The sequence below is a fragment of the Arthrobacter sp. cf158 genome, assembly GCF_900106835.1.
Classification (GTDB): Bacteria; Actinomycetota; Actinomycetes; order Actinomycetales; family Micrococcaceae; genus Arthrobacter.
On sequence record NZ_FNNR01000009.1, the window covers coordinates 191011 to 205191 of the forward strand.

The following is a 14181-nucleotide window of genomic DNA, read 5'->3' on the forward strand; positions in this document are numbered from 1 at the left end:
ACATCCGAGCTCTAGTGTGCTGTTTTCACCCATAATACGGAAATGTGACCCATTGACAAGGCAGACATCGGATGTTTAGGCTCGGTGAAGAATCGTGACGCACTTCAGGAGCCCCATGAGCACCATTACCGCAGTGGATACGTTCGATATCCGCTTTCCCACATCCCTTGAACTGGACGGCTCGGATGCCATGAATCCGGACCCCGACTACTCCGCCGCCTACCTGATCATTCGCACCGACGCGGGCGACCACCTTGAGGGCCACGGCTTCGTGTTCACTATCGGGCGGGGCAACGAGGTGGAAGCTGCAGCAATCAATGCCCTCCGGGACCACATCCTGGGGGCCGACGTTGAGGAGCTGCTCAATGACATGGGCGCCACCTGGAAACTGTTGGCCCACGATTCCCAACTTCGCTGGCTCGGACCGGAGAAGGGCGTCATGCACATGGCCATCGGTGCCGTGGTGAATGCCTTATGGGACCTGAAAGCCAAACGCGCGGGACTGCCACTCTGGGAATTGCTGGCTGGAATGAGCCCGGAAGAGCTCGTGGCACTGGTGGACTTCCGCTACCTCACGGACGCGCTCACCCCCGCCGAAGCGTTGGAGATACTCCATGCCGCCGTGCCGGGCAGGGAAGCGCGCAAAGCGGCACTTCGCGCTGAAGGCTACCCCGCATACACCACGACGCCGGGATGGCTGGGTTACAGCGACCAGAAACTGACGCGGCTGGCCAAGGAAGCCGTGGCTGACGGATTCGCCCAGATCAAGCTGAAAGTGGGCGCCTCCCTGGAGGACGACATCCGCCGCGTGCGGGCAGCCCGTGAAGCCGTGGGCCCCGATATCAAAATCGCAGTAGACGCCAACCAGCGCTGGGACGTCCAGGACGCCATCGACTGGATGGCCCACCTGGCCCCCTACGACATTGCCTGGATCGAGGAACCCACCAGCCCGGACGATATTTTGGGTCATGCCGCCATAGCCCGGGGAGTGGCGCCGATTCCGGTGGCAACGGGAGAGCACGTCCAGAACCGGGTGGTGTTCAAGCAAATGCTCCAGGCCGGCTCGCTCGAGGTCCTGCAGATCGACGCAGCCCGCGTGGCCGGAGTGAACGAGAACATTGCCATCCTGCTGCTCGCAGCCAAGTTCGGTGTGAGGGTGTGTCCGCACGCCGGCGGGGTGGGTCTCTGCGAAGCTGTGCAACACCTGTCCATGTTCGACTACCTTGCCGTATCAGGGACCAAGGAAGGCAGGACCATCGAGTTCGTGGACCACCTCCACGAGCACTTCATCACACCCGTAGTTGTCCATAGCGGCGCGTACTGGCCGCCGTCGGCTCCTGGAGCCGGCAACCAAATGCTCCATGAAACACTGACCGCTTACAGCTTTCCGGACGGCCCGGTATGGAAGGAAACCCGTTGATCCAGCACGCACCGTGGTTCGAAGAAGCACGCTTTGGCATGTTCATTCACTGGGGCCTGTACGCTCTCCCGGCACGCCATGAGTGGGTGATGAACATTGAAGAGACCACGGTGGAGGAGTACGCCAAGTATTTTCAGCGCTTCGATCCCGATCTCTACGACCCCCGGGAATGGGCCCGCGCCGCCCGCCAGGCAGGCATGAAGTACGTGGTCCTCACCACCAAGCATCATGACGGCTTCTGCCTGTGGGATTCAGCCCTGACGGAGTACAAGGCCACCAACACGCCCGCCGGCCGGGACCTGATCACGCCGTATGTGGAAGCGCTCAAAGCGGAGGGGCTGAAAGTTGGCTTCTATCACTCGCTCATCGACTGGCACCATCCCCACTTCACCGTTGACGGGGTACACCCTCAACGGAACGCGGCCGACGTCGAAAGCTTGAACAGCGGGCGGGATATGGCCCTCTACCGTGACTACCTGCACGGCCAGGTGCGCGAGCTCCTGAGCAACTACGGCACCATCGACTACCTGTTCTTCGACTTCTCCTACGCAGGAACCAGCATCACGGAATTCTGGGGCGGGAAGGGCCGCGACGACTGGAACTCCAAAGAATTGCTGGCGATGGTGCGGGAGCTCCAGCCCGGGATAGTGGTCAACGATCGCCTGGACATCCCGGGAGACCTGGTGACGCCTGAGCAATACCAACCTACCGAGCCCATGATGCTCGACGGCGTCCCCGTCACCTGGGAGGCCTGCCAGACCCTGAACGGGAGCTGGGGTTATGACAGGGACAATGTGAACTACAAGTCCGTGGACCTGCTCATCCGTATGCTCATTGACGGTGTTTCCAATGGCGGCAACCTGCTGCTCAACGTGGGACCCACCGGCCGTGGCAGCATCGACCCGCGTGCCCTGGCTTCCCTGGAAGGGATCGGCGCCTGGATGAAGCTGCATTCCCGCGCCATTTACGGTGCCGGTGCCTCACGGTTTACGGCACCGGCCGACTGCCGCTACACCCAGCGCGGCGACAGGCTGTATGTGCACCTCTTTGCCTGGCCATTCGAGTACATCCACCTCCCGGACCTGGCCGGGAAGGTTGAGTACGCGCAGCTGCTGAACGATGCATCCGAGGTGTTCCTCAAGGAAGTCGATCCGAACCAACAGGCATTCAACACCGTGCCCGGGGGCCAACCGCCAGGAACCCTGACCATCAAGCTCCCGGTGCAGCGGCCGGACGTCGCCGTACCCGTGCTTGAACTGTTTCTGAAACCGGAGGCCGCGAATGGCTGAAAGCATCGCCCTGCACACCCGGCTCAAACCCGGAACCGAGGAGGAGTACGCTGACGCCCACGCGCACATACCGCCCGAACTGGTGGCGGCGCTCAAGGAAGCCGGCGTGCATAACTGGCGGATCTGGCGCAGCGGACTGGACCTCTTCCACGTGGTGGACGTTGAGGACTACCATGCCATGCGCCACGCGCTCGCAGATCACCCGGCCAACGTGCCGTGGCAGGCCAGAATGGCTGAACTCCTGGAGGTTCAGGACGATTACTCGGGGGAGGACAACGGTATCCGGAAGGTATGGGAACTGCCATGAACTCACTGGACCTCGGCAAACTCGGCTTCGGCGGAGCGGGAATCGGGAACCTGTACAGGGCCATTCCGGACGGCGAAGCCCTCGCGACAGTCCTTGCTGCCTGGGATGCGGGCATACGCTACTTCGACACCGCCCCCCACTACGGACTCGGGCTGTCTGAGCAGAGGCTGGGCGCCGTGCTCCGGGACAAGCCGAGGGATCAGTTCATCATCTCCACCAAAGTGGGCCGGCTGTTGGAACCCAACGATTCCGGTGGCCGGGACCCGGAAGGTTTCGATGTCCCAGCCACCAGCCGACGCGTATGGGACTTTTCCGAGGCAGGCATCCGGCGGAGCATCGAGGACTCCCTGGAACGGTTGGGACTGGATCACGTGGACATCGCCTACCTCCACGATCCAGACGTCCACGATCTCCACGCCGGAATCACCCAAGCCCTGCCGGTCCTTGAAAAGCTCAGGTCCGAAGGTGTGGTCACGGCAATAGGCGTTGGCACCAACTCGGCCGAGGCAGCCCTTGAATGCGTCCAAGCCGCAGACCTGGACCTCGTGATGCTCGCCGGTCGCTACACCCTGCTGGAGCAGCCCGGCGTTCCGCTGCTTGACCGCTGCAGGGCACGCAGCACCGGCGTCGTGAGTGTGGGTGCCTTCAACTCAGGGCTCCTGGCCCTGCCTGATGTCCCCGATGATGCGCACTACAACTACGAACGCGCGCCGCAGGTGTTGGTAGAGCGGGCGCGTCAGCTGGCGGCTGTCTGCCGCGACTTTGGCGTAGAGCTTCCGACGGCGGCCCTCCAGTTTCCGCTGCGGCATCCGGCCGTGGTGAACGTGACAGCCGGGGCAACTTCTCCTGAGCAGGTAGCCATGAACGCGGCCAGAATGGACGCTTCTGTGCCGGATGAACTGTGGGATGCGTTGGAGGCCGCCGGGCGTGATTGATTCGCACCTGCACTTGTGGAGCCTGGACACCTTCGTCCCCGGCGGTGAACGGCCCTATTCGTGGCTTGGCCCTCAGCACGGACCGCTTTTCCGGAGCTTTGGCGCGGATGAAGCGCGTGAGACGTTGGACGCCGCTGGTGTCAGGGGTGCCGTGCTGGTCCAGGCCGACGACACCCTGGCCGATACCCAGAGCATGCTGGCCGTCGCGGCACAGAATCCCTGGGTGCTGGGCGTGGTGGGCTGGATCCGCTTGGACTCACCAGCGGACGCCAGGAAGCAGTTGGCCCGTTTCGCCGCCCATCCCGCGTTCAAGGGCGTCCGGCATCTGGTGCATGACGATCCGCGGGCCGGTTTCCTGGCCCTTCCTGCCGTTCGGGAATCATTGGCTCTGCTGGCGCGGCAGGGCTTCCCCTTCGATGTCCCGGATGCGTTCCCGCGTCACCTCGGCTCCGTGGTCCGGCTGGCGCGGGACCTTCCGGAACTGACCGTGGTCCTTGATCATCTTGGCAAGCCACCGCGTGGCGATGCTGCAGCCATGGAGTCATGGCGAACTGACGTCCGGGCCCTCGGGCGTGAGCCCAACGCGGTGGCCAAGCTCTCCGGACTCCACCTGCCGGGGGTTGAGTACACCGCGGACTCGTTGCGGCCCTTGTTCGAATCAGCGTTGGAAGCTTTTGGACCCCGGCGTTTGATGATCGGCGGCGACTGGCCTGTCAGTACCTTGGGGGCTCCATACGGCCGGACGCTGGATGTGTTGCTTGAACTGCTTTCCTCTTTGGAACCTTCGGAGCAGGATGACGTGCTGGAGGGTACAGCGATCCGCACTTATGGGCTGGCGGCCGCTCCTCTCGCCGAGGGCTAGAGAGCCTGGCGCAGTTTGGAGCGCCCGGCGCAGCCTAGAGAGCCTGGCGCAGCCAGTTCTCGACGCCACTGATGTGCACGGTCACCAAGGCCCGCACCAGCTCGGCATCGCCGCGTTCCAAGGCGTCCGCGATTGCGTGGTGCTCGGCCAAGGTGTGTGCCACGGCCTTTTCCTGGGTTAAGCCCCGCCATATCCGTGCCCGGACGGTGCTGCTGGACAGAGCCTCCAGAAGGCTGCCGAGATAGTCGTTTCCTGCGGCTTCGGTGATGATGCTGTGGAACTCGAGGTCATGGGCCACCAGTTCCTCGACGTCCGTGTTCTCGTCAATGCCATCCATGGTGCTCCGGAGGGCAAGGAGCTCGTCCGGGGTAATTTTTCCTGCGGCCAGATGGGCCGTGGCGGGTTCCAGGATTCGTCGGACCTCAAAGAGTTCCAAAATGGAGCGGTCCTGGTGCAGATCCACCACGAATGCCACAGCCTCATTGAGGAGTTTGGCGTCGAGGCTGGTCACGTACGTTCCATCGCCGCGGCGGACGTCCAGCACGCGGATCAGTTCCAAGGCTTTCACAGCTTCACGCAACGAACTCCGGGAAAGGCCCAGGCGTTCGCTCAGTTCCTTTTCCGGCGGAAGTCGATCGCCGGCCTTGAGTTCCCCGCGGATCAGCATGTCTTTGATCTTGCTGATCGCCTCGTCTGTGACAGCCATGGACCAATAGTAGCCACGAATGATCCGATGTCTGTTTCTGTCGCGTCCCAACCCAATTGAGTCGCAGCTCGGGCCGTTTTCAGCGCTGGGAACGGCCTAACTGCGACTCGGTTGGGGGCGTTAACTTACGACGGCGGCACCTGGGTTCCGCTGTTACGGAACCCGGGTGCCGCCGTCGTAAATCAGCGGTTGTTACTTGTCGCCGCCCGGCAACGGCCGGTTGGCTATGACAGGGGCGCTGCCGGTGTAGCCATCGCGGGTGGCAGCAAGCTCATGGATTTGCTTGCGGCACAGGAACCAGCCCCAGACCATGAGTCCGCAGGCAACCGCGGTAACCAGCATGGTGAGCGGCGATTCGATGAACACCATGATCAGGACGCCTGCGAGGAAGATCAGGGACAACCAACCTGTGTAGGGTGCGCCGAAGAGTCGGAAGGACGGCCGTTTCACCCAGCCCTTGTCCGACCATCGCTTCAGCTGCATCTGGCACAGGACAATGGTGGCCCACGTGACGATGATGCCCACCGAAGCGACGTTCAGGACGATCTCGAAAGCATCGGACGGAACCAGGTAGTTCAGCGGTACGCCGAGCAGGGAGACGCCTGCCGTGATGGCGATGCCGCCATACGGGACACCCGCCTTGTTCATGCGCTGCGCGAACTTGGGGGCGGAACCCGCCACGGACATGGAACGGAGAATGCGGCCGGTGGAGTAGAGGCCGGCGTTCAAGGACGAAAGGGCCGCGGTGAGGACAACCAGGTTCATGATGACGTCTACGCCCTCAACGCCGATGGATCCGAAGAACGTCACGAAGGGGCTGACGCCCTTCTCGTACGAGGTGTAGGGGAGCAGCAGTGCCAGCAGGATAACCGAGCCAACATAGAAGACTGCGATGCGGAAGACCACGGAGTTGATGGCCTTGGGCATGATCTTCTCAGGGTTGGGGGTTTCGCCGGCCGCAGTGCCCACCAGTTCGATCGAGGCGTACGCAAACAGCACGCCTTGCATCAGAATGATCATCGGCAGGATGCCGTTCGGGAAGACGCCGCCGTTGTCCGAGATGAGGCTGAAGCCGACTTCCTGGCCATCAACCGGGGTGCCGAAGATGACGAAGTAGGTGCCAACCAAGAGGAAGGCCACCAGCGCGGCCACCTTGATCAACGCGAACCAGAACTCCATTTCGCCGAAGACCTTCACCGAGACCAGGTTCAGGCTCAGCACCACCACCAGGGCAATAAGGGCCCATGCCCACTGCGGGACTGCGCCCATCCAGGGAATGTATTTGCCGAAGAAGTTCATGTAGAGCGCGGCCGCCGTGATGTCCACAATGGTGGTGGTGGCCCAGTTGATCCAGTAGAACCAGCCCGAGACGAAGGCCGCCTTCTCGCCGTAGAACTCACGGGCATAGGAAACAAACGATCCCGACGACGGACGGTGCAGAACGAGCTCGCCAAGTGCGCGGAGGATCAGGAAGGCAAAAAAGCCACAGACTGCGTAGGCAATCACGAGGGACGGGCCAGCTGCATTGAGCCGACCGCCGGCGCCCAGGAACAAGCCGGTGCCGATTGCGCCACCGATCGCGATCATCTGGATCTGCCGGGGCTTGAGGTCCTTGTGGTAGCCGGCGTCCTCCTTGTGGAGGGCCTTTTCGCTGGCGTGCGCTTGGGCCGGGACCGTGTGGTCCGTGATGGGATTGGTCATTGGAATCCTTAGTGGTGTCCTGTTGGGGGCGTCCTGGTCGAGGCCGGTGGGGGTTCCGGGCTCGCCGAACAGCGCCTCGTGGGGGTATGCCTCATCGGGCGGGGCGGCTGGCTGCAGCCGCGGGGCTTATGGGCCAGTTTCGGCCTATTTGCTCAGATTTGCCAGACGTTCAGGGCTGAGAAGTTCCTCGAGCTGGGCTGCGGTCAGCAGGCCGTGCTCCAGAACAAGTTCTGCCACACCCTTCCCCGTTGCCAGCGCTTCCTGTGCGATAGCGGTGGCGGAGGCGTAACCGATATGGGGGTTCAATGCCGTGACGAGACCGATCGACTGCTCCACGGTAAGCCGTAGCCGTTCGGTGTTTGCGGTGATGCCCCGGACGCAGCGTGCCGTAAGGGTGCGGCACGCTGCTTCCAGGTGGGAGATGCTCTTGTGCAGGCTGTGCACAATGATCGGTTCGAAGGCGTTCAGCTGAAGCTGGCCTGCCTCCGCGGCCATGGTGACGGTGACATCGTTGCCGATGACTTCATACGCCACCTGGCTGACCACTTCCGGGATCACCGGGTTGATCTTGCCGGGCATGATCGACGAACCGGACTGGACGGCCGGAAGGTTGATCTCGCCCAAACCTGCGCGCGGTCCGGAAGACAGCAGACGGAGGTCATTGCAAATTTTGGAGAGCTTCACAGCCACGCGCTTCAGCACACCGGACAGGTGCACGAAGGCGCCAACATCCTGGGTGGCCTCAATGAGGTCGGCGGCAGTGAGCAGGGGAAGGCCGGTGATGTCGGCCAAATGACGGCAAGCAGCATCGGCGTAGCCAACCGGGGCGTTCAGGCCCGTGCCGATTGCCGTGGCGCCGAGGTTGATCTCGTGGATCAGCATGTGCGACTCATCCAGGCGGGCGCGGTCCTCGCCGATAGTGACGGCGTATCCGCCGAACTCCTGTCCCAGCGTCATGGGAACAGCGTCCTGCAACTGGGTCCGGCCCATCTTCACGACGGTCCGGAACTCGCGGCCCTTCTCCGCGAAAGCCACCTCGAGTTCCTCGAGTGCTTCCAAGAGCTCCTTTACGGAGAAGATCGTGGCGAGGTTCACCGCCGTCGGGTAGACGTCGTTGGTGGACTGGCTCAGGTTCACGTGGTCATTCGGGTGCAGCTTGGCGTAGTCGCCCTTGGGGTGGCCCAGGATTTCCAGAGCACGGTTGGCGATGACTTCATTGGCGTTCATGTTGGAGCTGGTGCCGGCACCGCCCTGGATGACATCAACCATGAACTGGTCCTGGAGCATGCCATCCATGACGTCCTGGCATGCCTGCTCGATGGCTCCGGCGCGCTCAGCATCAAGGAGGCCGAGCTCGTGGTTGGTCCGGGCGGCTGCCTGCTTCACGGCGGCCAAACCCCTGACGAGGTGCTTGTTGGTGGAGAGCGGCTGCCCGGTGATGGGGAAGTTCTCGATTGCGCGGAGGGTATGGACGCCCCAGTAGGCATCCGCGGGGACGTCGCGGTCACCCAGGAGGTCGTGTTCGGAACGGAGGGGGATCGCCTGATCGACGGTGGTCATAGCTGTCCTTGGTTTAGTTGCTGAAAAATTTGGGCTGCGCGGAGTTCGCCGACCGGAAGGCCGCCACCCAGCACGGGTGGGCTCTGCAGGGTGTCCAAGCTGCCGCCGTCGACGTCCAGGCTGCGAAGTACCTCAAGCGTGATGGGCATGCGGGCGCGATCCCCGCCGTCGGAAATCTTCACGGCGACGCCCGTGCCGTCCGGTAGCCCCACCAGCTGGAGGCCTTCGAAGCCGTCCTTGGCGAGCAAGCCGGGAACAGCCCGCATCAAGGCGGTGACGTCGCGGCCTTCGCCGGCCACCATCTCCGGATAACGGCGCATAGCGTGGGCAACTTTGCCCTCATCGGTGCTTTCGTCGGCAGCGGCGAGACGGCCATAAGCGCGGGCCATGCCATGCAGCGAATGCGCGAAGAGCGGGGTCCCGCAGCCATCGGTGCTTACTGCGGCGGCTTCCTCGCCGGTCAGTTCCGTGATGGTGTCCCGGACCAGAACCTGCAGCGGGTGCTCAGGGTGCAAATACCCCTCCACAGGCCAGCCGTTGATGACGCAAACGGCGGTCATGGAAGCGTGTTTGCCGGAACAATTCTGCGCGATCTGGGTGGGGCCGTTGCCGGCACGTAGCCATTCTTCGCGTTCCTTCACGCCATAGGGGAGGTCCGTGCTGTTGCCCAAGGCCGCTTCGCTGAGGCCGTGCAGCTTCAGGATTTCGGTGGCGCCGTCACGGTGCATCTGAGCGCCGGAATGGCTGGCGGCCGTGAGGGCGAGGAGGTTTTGGGGGAGGTCCAGGCCCGCCTTGAGCAGGGCTACAGCCTGCAATGGCTTCAGGCTTGAGCGTGGGTACATCGGCGCGTCCGGTGCGCCGGCCTCGACGGCAGTGCTGCCGTCTTTGTGGAGGGCGATCAGCGATCCGTAGTGGATGCTCTCCACCAAACCGTCGCGGGTTACCTCGACGAGCGGGACGTGGTGGGGCGTTGTGGCCTGGGGTGTGGCCGGTGCTTCGGGGGCAGGCATGGTGTCCTTTGGGGGTGTCATTTGTTGAGGATCGTGTCCAGGGCAACGCTGACGGCCTGCAGGTGGGCTGCCATCGCTTTGCTTGCGGCCTCTGAGTCGCCCGCTTCGATCGCGTTGAGCACGGCGACGTGTTCGTCATCCGAGCGGTGCTGCCGGTCCGCGACGAGGTTCAGGGTTTCGGACTGGTGGGCCAGTGCCTCGCGGATATCGGACACGACGCTGGCGAACACGCGGTTTCCACTGGCTCTGGCGACGGCGGAATGGAAGCTTGCGTCAAGGTTCACCCACGCTTCGGGATCGTTCTCGCTGAGCATTTCCTGGACGATGTCCTTGAGGTGTTCCAGCTCCTCATCGGTCCTTCGTTGGGCGGCGAGGCCGGCGGCGGGAATCTCGATGTGTGGACGGGCCTCGTTGAGATCCCGCGCGCTGTACTGGCCCAAGGTAAGGTCATTAGCAACCTTGTTGGCCACAATGAACGTGCCCTTGCCGGTTTTGGTCATGGTGAGGCCCAAGGTGTTGCAGGATCTTAGCGCTTCCCGGATGACGGAGCGGCTCACGCCGTACTGTGCCGCGAGCGTCGCTTCGGAGCTCAGCTTGGTGCCAACGTCGAACTGACCGCCCTCGATGGCTCGCCGAAGTGCCGCAAAGACCGCCTCAGCTGCGGAAATGCGTGCAATGGGCGTATGCGCAGCGGTGTTGCCCGGGAATTCGGGCTGTCCGGCTGTCCGGCTGTCTGACAGGTTCACGCTTTTGAATATGGCACGGGTCACAAGGGGCTGTCAACGCTGAAAGAGTCGCTTCACGGTTTGGTGTCCTGGGCTGTTCACGCACAATGGACCATGCTCTTCACCAAAAAGTCCCTCACCCTGGACGGATTCACCGGTTTCCGTGCGTTGGATGACCTCGATCCCATGCGAATTCCCCAGGGACCCGGCATCTTCGTGGTCCTCCGCCCCGCAGATTTCGAGCCTGTCTTCCTCAACAAGAGCACTGCCGGCACCTTCAAGAAGAAGGACCCCTCCCTCACGCGTGAAGCCCTGCAAGCCGAGTGGGTTGCGGATGCTTCTGTGCTCTACCTCGGCAAGGCCAGCGCCGGCAGCCAAGGCAACCGGGGGCTCCGCAAGCAAATTCAGGAGCTCTTGGACTACGGCCGTGGGCGGCCCACCGTGGTGTGGGATGCCCGGCTCATCTGGCAACTGCGCGATGCCCTGGACTTGGTGATTGCGTGGAAGGAACTGCCGGCCTCCGAGGTCAATGCTGCCGAGGCCGCGTACCACGCAGAGTTCGTTTCAGCCTTCGGGCGCCTTCCGTTCGCCAACCTCGTCCAGGCGCGATCCAAGCGGTAACAAGCGGCGCGCGACGGCGGACGGTGAGTTGGGTCGTCGGCCTGCCGTCCGCCTCGCATCCGGCGCATAATGTCATCCATGACGGCCCGCGACCCCATTGGAAGCAAACCGGACGGACCCCGAATCACTGTGGAGGTGCCCGTACTTCGCGTGGGTGCAGGATCCTCGGACTACGAGGGACTTGGTCGATTTGCCGACTCCCTTCGCAAGCCGCAGGGATTGCACATGACCCTGCTGCATGTGGGCATTCTGGACGACCTCGCCGCAGACATTGCCGCGTGGACAAAAGGACTTTCGACGCCGGAGAAGACACTTCCGGAGATCGCCAGTTGGGTGACGGAGTTGCCGGTATTGCAGGGCTTTTTGGGGAAATCGGACAAACTGATCCCTCTGGGTGGTGGACGCCTGAGGGGACTCCACGTGGAAGTGCCACAGGAAGTGCACGACTACCAGGCGCTCCTTGTTCAGGGGCTCCATGTCCTTCTCGACGAGCTGGGCCTCGACAACATTGACGACTTCATCCTGAGTTCGCCGGCCCTTGGCTACAGGTCGCCGCGATGGCTGCCTCACATCGCCGTCGGCAGAGCACGATCCCGACACGAGCCGGCTATGGAGATCGCCCCCGTGGCTATCGAGTTCGGCGACTCGCGCATCCGGAACCGGGAGGCGTTGCCCTTGCCGTAGTCCTGCGTGGCACCGATAGACGCAAGCTAATTTCTACAGCCGGTAAAATAGGGGGTGTCTCCCGTTTTCTACCTGAGGACTTCCATGCAGCCCCGCACTCTGTTCCGAACCGTTGCTTTCGCTGAGGCCGTGACATGGACCCTGTTGTTGGTCGGGCTGTTCCTTAAGTACGTCACACGCACCACCGACGTCGGTGTGAGCATTGCCGGGGGAATCCACGGCTTCGTGTTCCTTTGCTACGCCGCCACGGCTGCGTTCACGTGGATCAACCAGAAATGGGTCGCGCCCACTGGCCTGCTGGCAATTGCCTCGGCGGTGATTCCGTACGCCACCATCCCCATGGAGAAGTCGCTCGATCGGCGCGGACTTCTCGCAGGCGGGTGGCGCTTGGCAGCTGGTGGAGACTCCCCCAAGGGTGGATTCGAGAAAGCCCAGGCCTGGGTCTTGCGCAATCCGATCCTCGCCGTGGTTGTCACTCTTGTTGCCGTTGGTGCCGTGTTCAGCTTCCTGCTGTTCATGGGCCCTCCAGGTACTTGGTTCTCCTAGTTTCGGCAGGCGAAAAGCATCGGTTCTTCGGAACTGGTGCTTTTCTTCTTTTAAGGCGAAGGTTCCCCTGCTCTGGGGGCCGCTGCCACCTACTTTGCGTCGTGGGTGGCCTCGACGAGCCGCCTGTTTGGGTGTGTCGTTTGGAGGTGGTGATCGAAGTGGGTGGTGGCGGTACGTGGCGCCTTCTGTCTATCTGGTCTCGGCTCCCGGGCAGCCCCAGGAGTTGGGGTTTTGTTCGCAGGTGTCGGCGACGAGCGCTTTTTCTGTTTTCCAGACGTGGATGGTTTTGGCGGGTGTGGTGATGTCCAGGGTGCCGTTGACGGGTAGTGGTGGGCCGTTGTTGACCGAGTAAGTGCCGGTGAAACTTGTGGTGACGGCGGCTTGGTAGTTGCCGGTTTCTGTGTAGCTGTGGCTGGTGCGGGTCGCGTTGGTGAGCCATTCGGCTTCGGGGAGGGGGTACCCGGTTATTGGTGTGGGGCCGAGGGTGGCGCCGTCGCCGTAGGTGTAGCTGTGGCTGGTGGGTGTGGCGGTGAGGTGGACGGTTTGGCCGAGGATGGTGAGGTTGAAGGCTTGTTCGGTGGCGGTGGTGTAGAAGTTGGTGGGTCCGCCTTTGAGGGTGTGGGGGAAGGGTTGGGCTTCCAGCGTGCCGGGGTTGACGGGTAGTTGGCGGAAGTCGTTGAGGATCCGGGCGGCGATGTCGGCCAGGACGTTCCCGGGTTCGGGGTCGTAGAGGCAGGTAGGTCCACTGACTGCTGGGTAGTTGCTCCACTCGGGATCAGTAATAGCCTTTGGAGCCTGCTTCCAGATCACAGGGGTGCCTTCCTCTCCGCCGGGGGTCTTCGCTGGACACTCCATGGTCAGGCAGCCCTTGTCCGGAGTGTCCGAGCCACCTGAGCGGCAATGAACGTCGGCCATGTACTGGAAGGGATCTTCAGATGAAGACGAGCCATCCAGCTTGGGCGTCGACTTTCCGGTCCCTGGATCGAAGGACCAGCGGGACCCAACCTCTATGGTTCCAGCTGCCTTATTTGTTGATGCCCAGTTTTCTTCAGCGTGGGCGGGCATTGACGCGGTGACCAGTACTGCGGTTAGGACAAAACCCTGAGCGACGCGACGCGCGTTGTTAGCGGATGACACCAGTGTCCACAACCTTCCACGTCGTTTCGAAGCTGGCGACGACAGCAAACGCGTCATTTGTTGCCGGGTCCGCTGGGCGCCCCTCAGTGCCGTCGGCGTTGTAGTAAGTGATCGCTTCTTGAATCACTTGGACTTTGGCTTGTTGGGTCGTGTGCCCGGCGTTCCAAGCGATCTCAATCCTGGGAGTGCGTACTTTTCCCCCTACGATCCACCGGCCATTCTTGGAGCTGTCCAGGGCTGCGTTTCGGAACTGCGTACATGCTTTGCATTCCAGGGTGCTCAAAGTACTAAGGCCGGAAACGTCTCCTGTCTCGTCCGCGTAGTTCCCAACCGCGTACCAGTACCCAACAAACGCTTCCAGCCCCGCCTTCGAGTTCTCCTTCGCGAGCTCGGGCATCACGGGCACCGGCACGTTCTGGGCTTTGCCCTTCGCATCGGCGGGCTTGTAAACGAGCGACGCGGTGGGGCCTGGAGAAGCAGCAGGGACCGAACCGCTCGAGGTGGGTGACGCCGTCGTCGAGCCTGTAACGGAGGGTGAGTCGGCCGGTGCGGAGCCACCCTGACAAGCGCTCAGAAGGAGCACGAGGGCCGCCGACCAGATCACCGTTCGCGCACGTAAGGACGGAAAAGAGGCAGGCGAATGGCATGGCATGACGGGCTCCCCAGCAGCTGTTTGAC

At 62.7% G+C, this 14181-nt stretch carries 15 protein-coding genes; 8 read left to right on the forward strand and 7 right to left on the reverse strand.

Annotated elements, in window-relative coordinates; all coding sequences use genetic code 11:
* The first annotated feature begins 115 nt into the window (after positions 1–115).
* Genes BLW08_RS18260 through BLW08_RS18280 form a run of 5 tightly spaced genes read left to right on the forward strand, consistent with a single transcriptional unit; the run spans position 116 to position 4813 of the window.
* A complete protein-coding gene (locus tag BLW08_RS18260) occupies positions 116–1420 on the forward strand; it encodes an L-fuconate dehydratase (RefSeq protein WP_091326917.1) in 1305 nt (434 codons plus the stop codon).
* A complete protein-coding gene (locus BLW08_RS18265) occupies positions 1417–2709 on the forward strand; it encodes an alpha-L-fucosidase (protein WP_090824440.1) in 1293 nt (430 codons plus the stop codon). Before BLW08_RS18260 ends, BLW08_RS18265 begins: the two co-directional genes overlap by 4 nt.
* Positions 2702–3016: an L-rhamnose mutarotase gene (locus BLW08_RS18270; protein WP_091326920.1), complete on the forward strand. Its 315-nt coding sequence runs from the start codon at positions 2702–2704 to the stop codon at positions 3014–3016. Before BLW08_RS18265 ends, BLW08_RS18270 begins: the two co-directional genes overlap by 8 nt.
* Entirely contained in the window at positions 3013–3951 is a 939-nt protein-coding gene (locus BLW08_RS18275; protein WP_254779954.1) for an aldo/keto reductase, read from the forward strand. The genes BLW08_RS18270 and BLW08_RS18275 overlap by 4 nt, the downstream gene beginning before the upstream one ends.
* Positions 3944–4813: an amidohydrolase family protein gene (locus tag BLW08_RS18280; RefSeq protein WP_091326995.1), complete on the forward strand. Its 870-nt coding sequence runs from the start codon at positions 3944–3946 to the stop codon at positions 4811–4813. The genes BLW08_RS18275 and BLW08_RS18280 overlap by 8 nt, the downstream gene beginning before the upstream one ends.
* Before the next feature lie 34 nt (positions 4814–4847).
* On the opposite strand, the gene BLW08_RS18285 is transcribed toward BLW08_RS18280, so the two are convergent.
* The 5 genes from BLW08_RS18285 to BLW08_RS18305 form a co-directional block, all read right to left on the reverse strand.
* Positions 4848–5519, reverse strand: coding sequence for a FadR/GntR family transcriptional regulator (locus BLW08_RS18285; protein WP_090824445.1), 672 nt, complete (start codon positions 5517–5519; stop codon positions 4848–4850).
* A gap of 192 nt (positions 5520–5711) precedes the next feature.
* Positions 5712–7220 carry an amino acid permease gene (locus BLW08_RS18290; protein ID WP_090824446.1) on the reverse strand — a complete coding sequence of 503 codons (1509 nt, stop codon included), beginning with the start codon at positions 7218–7220 and terminating at the stop codon, positions 5712–5714.
* A gap of 144 nt (positions 7221–7364) precedes the next feature.
* On the reverse strand, positions 7365–8780 hold the full coding sequence (locus BLW08_RS18295; protein WP_090824448.1) for an aspartate ammonia-lyase: 1416 nt from the start codon (positions 8778–8780) through the stop codon (positions 7365–7367).
* Positions 8777–9811, reverse strand: a complete 1035-nt coding sequence (locus tag BLW08_RS18300; RefSeq protein WP_091326924.1) for an asparaginase — start codon at positions 9809–9811, stop codon at positions 8777–8779. The genes BLW08_RS18295 and BLW08_RS18300 overlap by 4 nt, the downstream gene beginning before the upstream one ends.
* Positions 9808–10536 carry a FadR/GntR family transcriptional regulator gene (locus BLW08_RS18305; protein ID WP_090824452.1) on the reverse strand — a complete coding sequence of 243 codons (729 nt, stop codon included), beginning with the start codon at positions 10534–10536 and terminating at the stop codon, positions 9808–9810. The genes BLW08_RS18300 and BLW08_RS18305 overlap by 4 nt, the downstream gene beginning before the upstream one ends.
* 93 nt (positions 10537–10629) lie before the next feature.
* On the opposite strand from BLW08_RS18305, the gene BLW08_RS18310 reads away from it, so the two are divergent.
* The 3 genes from BLW08_RS18310 (at position 10630) to BLW08_RS18320 (ending at position 12366) form a co-directional block, all read left to right on the forward strand.
* Complete coding sequence (locus BLW08_RS18310; protein WP_091326927.1) at positions 10630–11136, forward strand: hypothetical protein; 507 nt, start codon at positions 10630–10632, stop codon at positions 11134–11136.
* A 78-nt stretch (positions 11137–11214) separates the two neighbouring features.
* Positions 11215–11820, forward strand: coding sequence for a hypothetical protein (locus tag BLW08_RS18315; RefSeq protein ID WP_254779955.1), 606 nt, complete (start codon positions 11215–11217; stop codon positions 11818–11820).
* A gap of 84 nt (positions 11821–11904) precedes the next feature.
* Positions 11905–12366 carry a DUF3817 domain-containing protein gene (locus tag BLW08_RS18320; RefSeq protein WP_254779956.1) on the forward strand — a complete coding sequence of 154 codons (462 nt, stop codon included), beginning with the start codon at positions 11905–11907 and terminating at the stop codon, positions 12364–12366.
* A 189-nt stretch (positions 12367–12555) separates the two neighbouring features.
* Here the strand turns inward: BLW08_RS18320 and BLW08_RS18325 are convergent, their stop codons facing one another.
* Both BLW08_RS18325 and BLW08_RS18330 read right to left on the reverse strand, forming a co-directional pair.
* The gene (locus BLW08_RS18325; RefSeq protein WP_254779957.1) at positions 12556–13503 is read right to left on the reverse strand and encodes a hypothetical protein; all 948 of its coding nucleotides are present in this window, start codon (positions 13501–13503) and stop codon (positions 12556–12558) included.
* A complete protein-coding gene (locus tag BLW08_RS18330) occupies positions 13490–14086 on the reverse strand; it encodes a DUF6318 family protein (protein ID WP_254779958.1) in 597 nt (198 codons plus the stop codon). Before BLW08_RS18330 ends, BLW08_RS18325 begins: the two co-directional genes overlap by 14 nt.
* Positions 14087–14181: the final 95 nt, after the last annotated feature.

Bases quoted from the DNA above. Each gene is read 5' to 3' on its own strand.
- BLW08_RS18260 (WP_091326917.1), top strand. From the start codon at position 116: ATGAGCACCATTACCGCAGTGGATACGTTCGATATCCGCTTTCCCACA.
- BLW08_RS18270 (WP_091326920.1), top strand. From the start codon at position 2,702: ATGGCTGAAAGCATCGCCCTGCACACCCGGCTCAAACCCGGAACCGAG.
- BLW08_RS18310 (WP_091326927.1), top strand. From the start codon at position 10,630: ATGCTCTTCACCAAAAAGTCCCTCACCCTGGACGGATTCACCGGTTTC.
- BLW08_RS18315 (WP_254779955.1), top strand. From the start codon at position 11,215: ATGACGGCCCGCGACCCCATTGGAAGCAAACCGGACGGACCCCGAATC.
- BLW08_RS18320 (WP_254779956.1), top strand. From the start codon at position 11,905: ATGCAGCCCCGCACTCTGTTCCGAACCGTTGCTTTCGCTGAGGCCGTG.
- BLW08_RS18285 (WP_090824445.1), bottom strand. From the start codon at position 5,519: ATGGCTGTCACAGACGAGGCGATCAGCAAGATCAAAGACATGCTGATC.
- BLW08_RS18300 (WP_091326924.1), bottom strand. From the start codon at position 9,811: ATGACACCCCCAAAGGACACCATGCCTGCCCCCGAAGCACCGGCCACA.
- BLW08_RS18290 (WP_090824446.1), bottom strand. From the start codon at position 7,220: ATGACCAATCCCATCACGGACCACACGGTCCCGGCCCAAGCGCACGCC.
- BLW08_RS18295 (WP_090824448.1), bottom strand. From the start codon at position 8,780: ATGACCACCGTCGATCAGGCGATCCCCCTCCGTTCCGAACACGACCTC.
- BLW08_RS18275 (WP_254779954.1), top strand. From the start codon at position 3,013: ATGAACTCACTGGACCTCGGCAAACTCGGCTTCGGCGGAGCGGGAATC.